The organism is Pseudomonas paraglycinae (assembly GCF_021601625.1).
Lineage (GTDB): Bacteria > Pseudomonadota > Gammaproteobacteria > Pseudomonadales > Pseudomonadaceae > Aquipseudomonas > Aquipseudomonas paraglycinae.
This window is the reverse complement of sequence record NZ_BQHR01000024.1, coordinates 1-13237: the sequence shown is the minus strand read 5'-3', so window position 1 is coordinate 13237 and position 13237 is coordinate 1. Positions and strand designations below refer to the sequence as shown.

Annotated in this window: 12 protein-coding genes; 4 read left to right on the top strand and 8 right to left on the bottom strand. The window is 59.8% G+C overall.

The features are described from left to right. Positions 1 to 3 precede the first annotated feature (3 nt). Positions 4 to 495 carry a GNAT family N-acetyltransferase gene (locus tag L6D82_RS26215; RefSeq protein WP_371921046.1) on the top strand — a complete coding sequence of 164 codons (492 nt, stop codon included), beginning with the start codon at positions 4 to 6 and terminating at the stop codon, positions 493 to 495. Position 496: 1 nt separating this feature from the next. Here the strand turns inward: L6D82_RS26215 and L6D82_RS26210 are convergent, their stop codons facing one another. From L6D82_RS26210 to L6D82_RS26175, 8 genes are all read right to left on the bottom strand, one after another. Next, positions 497 to 2683 (bottom strand): lipase family protein, encoded by a 2187-nt coding sequence (locus L6D82_RS26210; RefSeq protein ID WP_102688566.1) that lies wholly within the window; start codon positions 2681 to 2683, stop codon positions 497 to 499. A 12-nt stretch (positions 2684 to 2695) separates the two neighbouring features. Next, a complete protein-coding gene (locus L6D82_RS26205) occupies positions 2696 to 3523 on the bottom strand; it encodes a hypothetical protein (protein ID WP_219733687.1) in 828 nt (275 codons plus the stop codon). 12 nt (positions 3524 to 3535) lie between these two features. Continuing rightward, positions 3536 to 4360: a hypothetical protein gene (locus tag L6D82_RS26200; RefSeq protein WP_236191945.1), complete on the bottom strand. Its 825-nt coding sequence runs from the start codon at positions 4358 to 4360 to the stop codon at positions 3536 to 3538. Positions 4361 to 4372: 12 nt separating this feature from the next. Continuing rightward, complete coding sequence (locus L6D82_RS26195; RefSeq protein ID WP_236191944.1) at positions 4373 to 5146, bottom strand: hypothetical protein; 774 nt, start codon at positions 5144 to 5146, stop codon at positions 4373 to 4375. Further along, the gene (locus L6D82_RS26190) at positions 5143 to 5991 is read right to left on the bottom strand and encodes a DUF4123 domain-containing protein (RefSeq protein ID WP_236191943.1); all 849 of its coding nucleotides are present in this window, start codon (positions 5989 to 5991) and stop codon (positions 5143 to 5145) included. Before L6D82_RS26190 ends, L6D82_RS26195 begins: the two co-directional genes overlap by 4 nt. Further along, complete coding sequence (locus L6D82_RS26185) at positions 5988 to 8057, bottom strand: type VI secretion system Vgr family protein (RefSeq protein ID WP_236191942.1); 2070 nt, start codon at positions 8055 to 8057, stop codon at positions 5988 to 5990. Before L6D82_RS26185 ends, L6D82_RS26190 begins: the two co-directional genes overlap by 4 nt. 160 nt (positions 8058 to 8217) lie before the next feature. Further along, positions 8218 to 8529, bottom strand: coding sequence for a DUF6916 family protein (locus L6D82_RS26180; RefSeq protein WP_011331869.1), 312 nt, complete (start codon positions 8527 to 8529; stop codon positions 8218 to 8220). A 56-nt stretch (positions 8530 to 8585) separates the two neighbouring features. Beyond that, the gene (locus tag L6D82_RS26175; protein WP_129973976.1) at positions 8586 to 9173 is read right to left on the bottom strand and encodes a phage tail protein; all 588 of its coding nucleotides are present in this window, start codon (positions 9171 to 9173) and stop codon (positions 8586 to 8588) included. A gap of 240 nt (positions 9174 to 9413) precedes the next feature. Between L6D82_RS26175 and L6D82_RS26170 the strand changes: the two genes are divergently transcribed. The 3 genes from L6D82_RS26170 to L6D82_RS26160 all read left to right on the top strand — a co-directional run. Next, on the top strand, positions 9414 to 11009 hold the full coding sequence (locus tag L6D82_RS26170; protein ID WP_236191941.1) for a glycosyltransferase family 39 protein: 1596 nt from the start codon (positions 9414 to 9416) through the stop codon (positions 11007 to 11009). A 137-nt stretch (positions 11010 to 11146) separates the two neighbouring features. Continuing rightward, positions 11147 to 11992 carry a sulfotransferase family protein gene (locus tag L6D82_RS26165; protein WP_011331872.1) on the top strand — a complete coding sequence of 282 codons (846 nt, stop codon included), beginning with the start codon at positions 11147 to 11149 and terminating at the stop codon, positions 11990 to 11992. Between the two features lie 54 nt (positions 11993 to 12046). Further along, on the top strand, positions 12047 to 13237 hold a 1191-nt coding region (locus tag L6D82_RS26160), incomplete at its 3' end, for a DUF4347 domain-containing protein (RefSeq protein WP_236191940.1).

Here is a 13237-nt window from a genome sequence, read left to right as displayed (position 1 = left end):
AAGATGACGGACAACCTGGCGGCGGACGGATTGGTGGTGCGGCCTTCGCGGGCGTCGGACGGGCCATTTCTGCACAGCCTCTATCAATCGGCGCGGCCGGATCTGCAATGGATCGACGGCGAGCAGGAGCAAGTGCAGCAAATCGTCGCCCAGCAGTTTCAGGTGCAGGAGCAGGGCATGGGGGAAAACCATCCCAACGCCATGCACTACATCGTAGAAAAACTCGGCACGGCCATCGGCGCACTCAGCACCGATTTCGGCGTCAATGAAATCCGCGTGTTGTACCTCGCGTTCATTCCACAGGCCCGGGGCAAAGGTTACGGACGAACCGTGCTGCAAGGCGTGCAAAAAGCCGCGCAGCAAGTGCGCTGCCCGGTGGCGACGGTGGTCTGGGCCAACAACCCCCATGCGCGCCAGCACTACCTGGCGCTGGGTTTTGCGGTGGAGGAGCGCAACCCGGCGGCGGAGCGGCTGGTGTGGTATCCACAGGCTTGAGTCAGATGATCGAGTCAATGTCGAAAGTGTGGGGCGCGCCAATTCTGTGACCGTAGAGCGTTACCAGCAGCGGGTCATCCTCGGCGGCGTCAGGTGCCATGGCGAGCTGTTCTTCTGCCTGGTTTTCCCGGTGCAGCTGCCAGCGCGGCAGGCTTTCGGCCAGACGTTCCGGTTGTTCTGCCAGCGATCCATAAACATCCGTGGTCGTCAGGCGCCGGTGCCGCAGACTGGCCAGCCGTTCGCGGGTCGTGCGGATGTTCTCGATTTCATGATTGAGCGCTTCGACGATGTTTTTCCGGCTGCGCACATAGCTGTCCGGCCGTCCCGGCAAATTGCTGCGCTGGCGGCGCAACTGATCGGTGATGCGCTGCAGCGCTGTCTCAACCAGCGCGAATTCTCGCTCGGTAACCAGCGTGCGGTTTGACTCCTGTGCCTCCTGCCAACGCCGCAACACCGCCCAGCACGCCGGGATGTAGGCCCCGGTCATCGAATGGTGCCCGGCGTCGAAGATCTGCTTGAGCAACGTCGGCCGATCCGGCAGGCCGTGCCGCTGCCGGATCGCCACGTCGCAGGCTGCGTGCTGGGTGATGGTGTCGCAGCCCGGCTCCCAGAGGATTGACGACACCTGCTGGCGGCCGAACTCCACCGGCATGGCGTGTCGCAAACGGCCGTGGTGGTCGTAGGCTTCCCCGGTCCAGTTGGTGATGCCCGCGACGAACACCGACAGACCGAGCGGGACATTCACGAAGGTCAGCGCTGCCCCGGTGCCGTAGATATCGGCCTTGGTGTTCATCCAGCTGCCGGGCACGCTGGGCACCGGGTCGTTGTGGTTGACCATGCGGTGATGCACGAGATCGGCTGCACCCTTAACGAAATCCGCGTCGCCGGCGCGGGGGGCGCCGTAGGTGTAGAGCTGGATTTTGTAGCCCTCAGGCCTACGGCGGAGCATTTCGGCCAGCAGCAGCGTGATTGCGCCACCGAGGCTGTGGCCGCAGATCAGGAGTGTTTGGCCGGTGTAGAACTTTTCGAGGTAATTGACGGCGAATGCGCCAGCTTTTTTGGCCGCTTCATAGAAACCTCGATGTACCTGGCCTTCGCCTTCCGCAAACGGCACCTGCAAGGCATCGGCATCGCGTAACCCATCGGCGACGATCTCGGCGGTGCCGCGAACGGCGATCAGGATCAGTTCGTCGTTGTGGGTGATGAAGGCTTGGGTGTCGGTAGCCTCATTTCCTTCGCTTCTGTCATCAAGGAAGTGAACCTTGGCTGGATGTTCTTGCGACTCGATCCTCTTCGGGTCATTCACTTCGTACAGATCCGAGTCGAATGGAACGATTTCCAGGCGTTTGGAATACGGCACGTCTTCGTACAGAGGGTAATAGGCTTTGATTTGATTCGAGTCGACTTTCCATAGTTCGTCGGACTTGGCCAAGGCGTCGCCAAACCAATTGCCTACGCTGGGTTGCAAAGGAAAGGTCACTCGATTTTCTTTGATGGGAGCACTTTCTGGCTTCTGACCGAAGGGGCAGTAGCTCAAGGTTGCCATCAATGAGAGCTGGTACAGATTGAGTGCACAGAATTGCGGAGCTGTGGATAACATCGGTCGCAACGCGCGTAACGGGCGCACTTCAAGAACAGTGTGACGTTGTGGCATCAGAGCGACACCCAGTTTGCCGTGTTCGCGCATGATGGCTGCACAGCCGGAGTCGAGAGGGTAATCGCGATACACCTCGGGTGGCAGATGCGAGGCATATCTGACCAGGTGACGGACTTCGACTTGAAAGTAGTCTGCACCGTCAGCAATCTCGGGTCGTTCCCGTGTGCGGGTGGCATTCCGGTTCAGATAACGAGTTTTTTCGGCGCGTACCTGAAGTTCGGTTATTTTTAGGGGGTAATGTCGCCTGCTTTGCAAACTTGAGTAGAGCTGTTCCTTTCCTTCATACGATTGATCAAATAGCAACGATATAGGCCCCGCAAAGTGATAGTCCACTCTGCCCTTGCCCGCTGCATCCAGACGTCCTATGTATTTATGGCCTTCCGAATCAGTGGCGACATAGGCCAATCCAGCATAGGGCTCACCCGAGTAAAACTCATCGATGAGTTGAAAACTTGTCCATTTGCCACCGGCAGGACATGTCAGCATGCGGCCGCCTAACGGCGACGGCAGATCCTTTTCAATTGATTCCATCGTGAAACCTCCTTACTCAGTGCAACTTGGATAAATGGTGCAGACTCGGCCATCCGGCATTGTGAAAGTGCTGAAGTCGGTGTAGTTGCCATAACAAAAGGCGTACTGATCCTCAAAGTTGTCGCCTAAGCATCGCTTCCAGCCATTTGGAAAATTTACCCAGGTGTCCCTGAAGTAAGGTTGTTCTTCCCTTGCTACTTTGATTTTCATCCTCACGGTTGTGCCTGGAAGTTGATCGTGGGTGTATGCCGCAAACGGGCGCCCCGGCTGTGGAGTGCCCTGAGCATCGGTTTCCTTGCAGTCGAGTATTTTTCGCAGGATCCTCGGCTTACCTGAGGTGCGAAAAAGCCACTGACATTGGCCGTAGAAAATGCTTAGACCTTTATGGTTAAAAGTGCCTTTGTAGCGATCGTCCAATTCCGACCGTATAACAACAGCTGCACTATCAGCGCTAATGTCGCTCCAGTCCTTCCCGTAGGCGGCTCTGATGTCCAGATCAATTCGACGTATTACCATCGGGCAACCATTGATGGTCTTGCGGATGGCGATTTCGGAAACCGGCTCGTACGTTTCTCGCCAATTCCTGTTGTATCTGTTGGCTGTTTTGCGGAGGTCTATGGCTCTGCAGTTTTCACTACTATTGATCGGCTCATACTCTGCGAGGGCTTCATAGGCGAACCCTGGCGGTAGCTCTGCCGTGAAAGTGAATGTATTTGCCGGTTGGGTTTTGCACCCAGCGATGAGGGCAAGGCAAACAACCAAAGTCGCACTGCGCAGCGCGAGTCCAATCGTCGGGGAGGTCAGTGTTGGAGATTGCAGCTCCTTTTGAATTGATGTCATGGCGAAACCTCCTTATTCCGTACAGCCCGGATAAATGGTGCAGACTCGGCCATCAGGCATTTTGAATGTGCTGAAGTCGGTGTAATTGCCGTTGCAATAGGCATGCGGATCGTCATATCCATCACCCAGGCATCGCTTCCAGCCATTCGGAACTTTCACCCACGTATCCCCCCATCCGGGTTTCTCTTCCTCTGCCAAAGTAATCTTCATCCTCACCGTTTTGCCCGGCAGTTGATCAGGGTTAAAAGCCCCGAAGGTCTTCCCGTAGGCACGTGCTCCTTGGGCATCGACCGTTCTGCAATCCAGGATTTTTCTTAGAATTCGCGGTTTGCCCGAGGTGCGAAACCACCACTCGCACTGACCGTGGAAGGTGCTTTCACCGGCCTCGTTGAATACGCCTTTGAACTGCTCCTCCAGATCATCACGGATGAAAACCATGGCTTCGTCACGGCTGAAGTCGCTCCAATCCTTGCCGTACGCCGAGTTGATCTCCAATTCGATTCGCCTCACGACCAACGGACACCCCTTAACAATCTTGCGAATCGTGATTTCGGCATCAGGCTTGTACTCCGTGCGCCACTTGCTGTTGAACACCGGCGCAAGGTTGTCGCGTCTGTCGAGGGTGCAGGTCTGACCTTTCTCGGGTACGTAATAAACCGCTGCGACGTAGGCAAACCCCGGTGGTAGATCGGCTGTGAATTTGAAGGTGTTGGGCGGTTCGGTCTTACAGCTTGCGATCAAGACAAGGCAGCAGCCCAAAGTTGCACCACGCCACGTGAGTCTGGTTTTCAGGGCAGTCAGCGCTGGTGATTGCAGATACTTTTCCAATGACGTCATGGCGAAATCTCCTTATTCCGTGCAACCCGGATAAATGGTGCAGACTTGGCCATCCGGCATGGTGAAAGTGCTGAAATCGGTGTAATTACCGCGGCAGAAGGCATCTTGGTCTTCAAACCTTTCGCCCATGCACCGTTTCCAGCCATTTGGAAACTTGACCCATGTGTCTCTGAAGTAGGGCTGTTCTTCCCTCGCCAGCTTGATCTTCATCCTCACCGTTTTGCCCGGCAGTTGATCAGGGTTAAAAGCCCCGAAGGTCTTCCCGTAGGCGCGTGCTCCTTGGGCATCGACCGTTCTGCAATCCAGGATTTTTCTTAGAATTCGCGGTTTGCCCGAGGTGCGAAACCACCACTCGCACTGACCTTGGAAGGTGCTTTCACCGGCCTCGTTGAATACGCCTTTGAACTGCTCCTCCAGATCATCGCGGATGAAAACCATGGCTTCGTCACCACTGAAGTCGCCCCGTGTTTTGCCATAGCTCGAGTTGATCTCCAGCTCGATTCGCCTCACGACCAACGGACACCCCTTAACAATCTTGCGAATCGTGATCTCGGCATCAGGCTTGTAGTCCGTGCGCCACTTGCTGTTGAACACCGGCGCAAGGTTGTCGCGCCTGTCGAGGGTGCAGGTCTGGCCTTTCTCGGGTACGTAATGAACCACTGCGACGTAGGCAAACCCCGGTGGTAGATCGGCTGTGAATTTGAAGGTATTCGGCTGTTTGCCTTGGCAGCCCCCCAGTGCCGCGAAAACGCCGATAAGGGCGATGGTCCTGAGCTGAATCTTCATGAAGGCATCTCCCCGCTCCAGCTCTTCGAAAGCAGGTAAACCCGATCAAAGTGCTCATCCGGCGTTTCGTCCGGTCGGGGTTGCCAATGAGGCGCGAGGGTCGGGGTTTGCAGGCTCTGGATCAGCAGAAATTCCAGCCGCTCCGGCGCCAGCCAGCCCCAGGCTTCGGCCTGTGCCAGTCGCTCGCGTAGCCAGATGTGCGGGTCCTGCGAGCCCGCCAGCCCGGCGTAGGCCTCCACATGCTCGGCCAGCAGAAAACGGTGGGCATTGGCCAGACGAATCTCCATGGCGGGCTGATCGGGCATCGGCAGGTGCAGCCATGGCGGCGAGTCCGGCAGCGGATTGGTGCCGGGCGCTGGGTTGTCGGTGCTTTGCCAATGCGAGCCCTGCCAGTAACACACGCTGATCGCCGGCCCGAGATACGCCGGTAGCGCCTCGACCGGCAGATGTTCCAGCGCCCGGGCCAGCACCCGGTTGTCGTGGAAGCGGTACAGCGCCTGATGCGGACGGGTGCCGACGAGCAGCCGCTCCTGCCAGTGCCTGACCCATGCCTTCAGTTCGCCCTGACCCAGGCTGGCGAGCCAGCCCCAATGGCTGTCGGGCCTGTCGAGCAGGGCGTCGAGGCGACGGTCGTCGGGCTGGTCGAAGGTGAACAGGAACGGGCCGGTGTCCGCCAGTTCGGCGACCACGGTTTCACCGTAGACGCTGGCGTACTGCTCGTAACGGCTGCTCTTCAGCCAGCGCTGGCGCATGTCGCGTTCGTTCTGCGAGTCGAGTACCAGGCACAGGAGGCGATCCGCCCGGTGTTGCTCGATCAGCCAGTGCGGCACAAAGGATTGGCTCATGCGGCGGCTCCCTCGATCAGGCACGCTCCTCCTCGACAGGCCTCGCAGATCGGGCAGAAATCTGCACCCAGCGTTTTGCTGTCAGCCATCAAGGCGGTTTGCGAGGGAGCTACTAGTGGCGGCAGAGGCGTCGATGGCGCCAGGTCTTCAACGCTGTCGGGCAGCAGAATCGGCGCGCGTAGAAAGGCCGCCGGTGCGCCGCCGATCAGCAGGTCGCTGCTACCGAAAAGACCACCGTGATCAAGCACAAAATGCTCGCCACCGACCTTCAGGCTGATGCTTTTTCCGGCCTCCAGTACCAGATGCTCGCCAGCGCTCAAACACACCTGCCCGGCAGCTTCGACCGTCAGCGACTGACCGATCCGGGTGTGGCTGTTCTGGCTGACGTGCAGGTAGTCGCTGGCCTTGAGATGGGTCTTGCGATCACCGGTAATGGTGCGTTGCTCTTCTGCGTGGAGCACGCTGACGCTGTTGCCCTTGATGGTTTCCCGGCGCTGGTTGCCGATATCCAGGTGACTGTCGTGCTCGATCTTCTGCTGCAGATCGCGCTGGGCGCGCAGATAGATCAGTTCCTGACCGGCGCGGTCTTCGATCATCAGCTCATTGAAACCATTGCTGTCGGGCGTGCTGCGGGACCGGAACACGCTGCGGGTCTTGTGCGCCGGCAATTCATAGGGCACCGGGTTGGCGCTGTTGGCCAGGCAACCGCTGATCACCGGATGGTCGGGATCACCGTTGAGAAACGTCACCAGCACCTCCATGCCCACGCGCGGAATGATCACGCTGCCATGGGCGTTGCCGGCCCAGTTCGTGGTGGTCCGCAACCAGCAACTGCTCTTGTCGTCGTGCCGGCCTTCGCGGTCCCAGAAAAACTGCACCTTGACCCGGCCGTAACTGTCGCAATGGATGTCTTCGCCTTCCGGCCCGGTGACCACGGCGGTCTGGGTACAGCCGATGGAAGGTTTGTCGTAGCGCAACGGCGGGCGATAGATCGCATCCCACGGTGTGGCTTCGAAATGGTTGCGGTAGCCCTGGACGAAGTCGCTTTTATCGCTCACGGCGATGTCGCTGCCGCTTTCTTCGAGCACCTGAGGCTGTTGGCCTTCGTGTTCGATTTCGGTGAGCAGCCAAAGGTCGTTCAATGCGGGGTCGGGGTGTTCTGACAACGACAGGAAATGCCCCGACACCAGCGCCGGTTCGTCGCTGTCACCCTGAGCCACGCGCTCATCGCTGCGATGACGTTCCAGGATTCGTCGGGCGAGCAGTTTGCCGTGCTCCCGGTCGAGGACTCGCCCCGGATAGGCGTAATCCTCCAGATCAGGCTGACAGTTCTCGTTCGGTATCCGCGCGTCGGACTCCAGCACGATGCGCGCCCTTTCGAAATCGTAGGCGCGCCGACTGGCGCGACTGGTGCGGGTATTGAGCCCGCAGTCTAAACGGTGGATCACCGGCCGGTCGGCCACCATCGCGTTGCGCGGTTTGAACGGGGTCGGTCGGGCGAGCCTGGGAAACACGGTCTGGTCGTCGCCGAACACCAGCAGGTGCCTGTCGAGGCTGTGGCGGAAGTGGTAGTGCAGGCCGTCTTCCTGGCACAGGCGCTGGATGAAGTGCAGGTCGGATTCGTTGTACTGCACGCAATATTCACGATCCGGCAGGGCCTGGCCGATCTGGAACAGGTAGCCATCCGCGTGAATGCCATGTTCCTGAAGAATCTGCCCGATGATTTGCGCAACGCTCAGGTGCTGAAAAACCCGCTGATTGAAACGATGGCCCAGATTCGTCAGACATGGCGCGAGGGTCAGGTGGTATTGCGTCAGCCGGTACCCGATATCGTCCCTTCCGATGTGCTGGATCTGTCCATGAACGCCATGGCCGTGGTCATCGAAGGCCAGAAAAGCCTGCCGGTGCATGAGGCCGGGAAGATCGATGTCCGGTCTCGGGCTGACCAGTTTGACGTCGAAGGAGTAAGGCTGGCTGATGGATTCGGTGCCGGTGAAGGACAGCACCTGCAGGTCGTGTTTAAAGGCGTCGGTGATGAGGCGCAAACGAGCATTGGCATTGAACATCCGTTGTTCCTTGTCCTGTGACAGATTCGGAACAACGCTAACAAGATGAACCGCGAATTTATGTCGGACGTTTCCCAATTCATTCGGTTTAAAAGCCCGGATTACAAGGGCTTTAGCCGCATCCTACGGAATCGCCCTACAAGATTTTCAGAGTGGCGAATCAGTTGAACGAAATGCAGAAATACCCCAACTGCGGATCCCGTCCCAGCGCCGGCACCCGCGACACGAAGATGTCCTCTACCCGACCGAGTTCCGGCAAGTCCAGCGCGCATAAACCGTCGACAAACTCGGTCGGCACCAGGCTGTTGAATTCCAAGCAGAAGGGCATGCGTTCGCTGTAGCGGGTTTTCGCCGCGGGAACCTCATCAAGGTATTCGATCCGAATCGGCAAGGCCGTGCCATCGGGCAGGTAAAGCGTGCGTTGCTGCCCCAGCAACGGCTGGACATGTTGGATCTGCACCGCTTGCAGCATGGTTTGACTCCATTGAAAAAAGAACGGCCGGGGGCCATCAAGCCCCCGGCGTTTACTCAGTTGCGCGACGGGAACAGACCGTTCAGGGCAATGCTGAAGTTAAGGACCAGGGCCGGGTTCAAGACCTGCATTGGCTGACTGCCGCCAGTGGAGGAAATGTCTCCGGTAACGGTGGTGGTCACACCCTTGAGCGGTACCGGTGTGGCACCTTGGGCGTCGGAATAGATATTCGCCGAACCAGGGCCGCCGCCGGACGCGCCGATGTACGAATTGGTGGCGGTGGGCACAGTCGCCGGATTGCTGGCGGGTACTGCCAGCGAAAGGGCGGTGTTGGCCGTCAGGCCGGTCATGGCGTGGGTGTGATTGGGCATGTTGGCGATGGTGGCGGTGACGCTTTCTGTGCCGTACACCTCACCGATGACGCGCGGCGTCAGGCCCAGTCCGGTGCCTTGTGCGACGGGCACGCGACCTTGCAGGTTGGGCAGTTGAAAGTTGGTCGTGCCATTGCCGCCGTAGTAAGTGCCCAGCAAGGCGAACAGCGCCTGGTATTGCGAGATGCCCAGGATTTGCCCGTTGCACAAGGCCCAGCCACTCGGGGCGAAGTTGAAGGCGAACGGTTGAATCGTACCCATAAAGACTTCCATGGTTCCTCATCCTTCTGTTGTGTGGTCGGCGCGCCGCGCGGTCGCCCTTGTTGTCGGGCCGGTCGAAACGTTGTGCTGACTCCTTCCTTTTGCGCGGGCAGGTCACGCCACGCCGTAGCGTAGACCCGGATCGACGGACTTGCCGGACGTCGTCGTGGCCGCGCGTCGACTTCGGTGCTGGCCTACAGTGTTGGCAGTTGATGACGCAATTGTGTTCGCAAAAACGCTGAGGGGAGGTTGATGGAGGTCCTTCGCGAGACACCGCTGGGAGATACTCAAGATCCGTTCGCCGCACCGAATGCCGGTGTCCGGCGCCTGTTGCGCTGGGCGCGCGAGCACTGGTTGATACCGATCCTGCTGCTGGCCACCGTGGTGCGTTTTTATGACCTGACGGCTGCCGCGATCTGGGGCGATGAAGGTTCGAGCCTGCTGCTGGCGCGCTATTCGCCGGGCGGGATCTGGACGCATGCCGCGTTCGATGTGCATCCGCCGCTGTATTTCATGCTGCTGCACGGCTGGATCGGCGTGTTCGGCGACGGCCTCCTGGCCATTCGCAGCTTCAGCGCACTGGCCGGCATCGCCACGGTCGGACTCGGCGTGAGCCTGGTCGACCGGCTGGCCACTCGCCGCGCGGCGATCATCGCAGGGGTGTTGCTGGCGCTGCTGCCGACGGCGGTGCGCTACAGCCAGGAAGTGCGTATGTATGCGTTGCTGGGTTTGCTGCTGATCGGTGCGACGCTGGTGCTGGTCAAGTGGATCAGGCGACCGCATCGTCACCGCTATCTGCTGATCTATGCGCTGCTGATGACGGCGGCGTTGTACACCCACTATTTCGCCGTGCTGGCGGCGCTGAGCCATTGGCTGTATCTGGGGTTGATCCGCCTGTTGCCGGGTTATCGCCTGAAGCATCTCCAGCGCAAGGATTGGTGGCTGGCCAATCTCGCCATCGTCGTGCTCTACCTGCCGTGGCTACCGAACCTGATCGACCTGCTGCAACACATGGACGCGCTCAAGGCCGGCGGCGATGTGGGCTGGGAAGATCCGGTGACCCTGTCTTCGCTGCCGTCGATGATCTGGCTCTGGTTGATTCAGGACGAGGGCGAACATCTCCCGTTGCTGCTGTTCGGCGGTGTGCCCCTGGCTTTGCTGGTGCTGGCGGCTGTCGCCGTTGCCCGTGATCGCAGCGTGAACCATGGCAGCGTGCTGCTGGCGGTCTACACCGGCGTGCCGTTGTTGCTGGTGTTCGCGGTGTCTTTCATTACGCCGATGTTCATCGAGCGTTACCTGACTGCCTACGCGCTGGGGCTGCCGATGCTGGCGGCGCTGGCCATCGACCGGCTCTACAGCAGCGTGCGCGTGCTGGCGATGGCGGTGCTGCTGTCGCTGGTCGGGGTCGAGATGATCGGGGTGAACAACAACGCCACGGTCGACCGCAACGACCAGTTCAACGTCATGGTCGATTACGTCAACCGCCACTTCGCCAGCGGCGACCGGATCGTCACCAGCGACATGCTCTGGTACCTCAGTTACGTCTATTACAACCGCACTGAGGCTCAAGTCCGGCTGTTTACGCCGCCCACTGCCGAAGGGCGCTCGACTCGCCCGAACCATTACGGTTTCGGCACGCTGGTGTCCGATGAGGTTTACCTTGATCGGTTGGGAGACCTGCCGAAGGACAGTGCCCGGGTCTGGTTGATCGGTGATCTGGACATGGAAGTATCCGATCCATTTCTGCCCTTGCCTGCGACCTGGCAACTGCGGGATCAGGTGCACGCGGGCGGGGCGAAAGCGCGACTTTTCTCGGTGCAGACGCCCGATGGATCGGGAGAGAACTGACTTAAACGCTTCACCATTTTATTCGCGATAAATACGAAGTTTTTAAGTCCGTTTTGCTCTTTTCTGATATCAAAACACTACTAGTCGAATGGGTATTGTTGGATTACGCTCATCAGACAAAAGGACTTACAAATACGGTGAAGGGATTGCAGCAGTTCCACTTTATCTCCGGCTTGCCGCGCTCAGGTTCTACCCTCCTTTCTGCAATCCTCCTGCAGAACCCGCGTTTTCATGCCGGCATGACCAGTCCGGTCGGCGCGCTGTTCTCCGGTGTCCTTGAACAATGCAGTGCCGGCAGCGAATTCGGCGCGGTGATCGACACCGACATGCGCCGCCGCCTTTTGCGCGGTCTGTTCGATTCCTACTACGCCGACAAGGCCGACAAACCGGTGGTGTTCGACACCAACCGCCAGTGGTCTGCGCGACTGCCGGCCATCAACGACCTGTTCCCTCAAGCCAAGGTCATCGCCTGTGTGCGCAACGTCGCCTGGGTGATGGACAGCCTGGAGCGGCTGTACCGCGCCAATCCTTTCGAAAACACCAAGCTGTTCGGCGATGCGGTCGAGCGCAACACGGTCTACAGCCGCTGCGAAACCCTGGCCCAGCGCAATCGCCTGGTGGGTTTTGCCTGGGCGGCGCTCAAGGAAGCCTATTACGGCGAGCACGCCGATTCGCTGCTGATCGTCGATTACGACCTGCTGACCCAAGCCCCGGAGCGGGTGCTGCGGCTGGTCTACGACTTCATCGGCGAACCCTGGTTCGAGCACGATTTCGAGCACCTGGCCTATGACGCGCCAGAGTTCGACCAGGCCCTCGGTGTGGCTGGCCTGCACAAGGTCAAACCCAAGGTCGCCCTGCAGTCGCGGCGCACGATCCTGCCGCCGGATCTGTTCAAGCAATACGCCGATCTGTCCTTCTGGCTCGATGGCTCAGCCAGCGCTGCCAATGTCATTCGTATGAAGTCCGACGCCGCGATCAGTTGATCGCGGCGTTTTCATTGATGCGTCAACAACTGTGTTCGAGTCCGGGTGAGCAACATGTGGTGGAGCAAGCAGAAGTCGCGGGTTACCGAAGGCCAACGGACGCTGGCGGCGCCCATGATCATGTCGCTGGAACCGCGCATGCTGTTCGACGGCGCCGTCGCGGCCACTGTGGCCGACACTGCCGCCCAGGCTGACAGCCATGCCACCGCCGATGCCGCGAAAGCGCCGGTCGCCGACCACCCGAGCGCCAGCAAGGACACCCATGGCCAGGCCGATGCCACGCCCGCCGCCAGCCCGGTAGCCGTGCCGGGGCAGAGCGTGGTGTTCGTCGATTCCCGGGTCAAGGATGCCGACAGCCTGCTCAAGGGCGTGGCCCCCGGCACGCAAGTGGTCAAGCTCGATGCCGGCAAGGACGGTTTGCAGCAGATCGCCGATTATCTCGACCAGCATCAGGGCGTGAGCTCGGTGCAGATCATTGCCCACGGCAATGCCGGTGACCTGTGGCTGGGCAACAGTTATCTGTCGGCCGACAACGTTGCCCAGCGCAGCGCGATCCTGGCGGAAATCGGCAAGGACATGAACGCTGGCGGCGACATCCTGATCTACGGCTGCTACACCGCCGAAGGGGATCGTGGCCTGAGCTTCGTCGACTCGCTGGCGCAGCTGACCGGCCGCGACGTGGCCGCCTCCAGCAACCGCACGGGCTTGGGCGGCGACTGGGATCTGGAGATCGCCACCGGCACCATCGAAAGTGCCAACGTGCTGTCGACCCAGGCGATGAGCGAATACCAGTGGGGCCTGGCCACCTGGACCGCCACCAACAATGCCAACACCGGGGTCGGCTCGCTGCGCGCAGCGCTGGCGTCGGCGCAGAACGGCGACATCGTGACCTTCAGCTCCGGGATGACGGTGCAGCTCACCTCGGAATTGCTGATCAACAAGAACATCACCGTCGATGGTGACCTGAACAATGACGGGGTTGCCGACGTCACGCTCGATGGCCAATACCGGACCCGAGTGGTGGAAATCACCTCCGGCAGCACGGTGACCCTGGATGGTCTGGTCATTACCCGTGGCCTGGTTTCGGGCAACGGCGGTAATGGCGGCTACGGCGCAACCGGTGCCATGGGCGGGGGGATTTTCAACGCCGGTATCCTCACGTTGAACAACGTTACGGTGACCAGCAACGCGGCAGCCGGTGGTGGTGGTGGCGGAGGGGTCACCAGTGCGTACTACGGCGGCGGT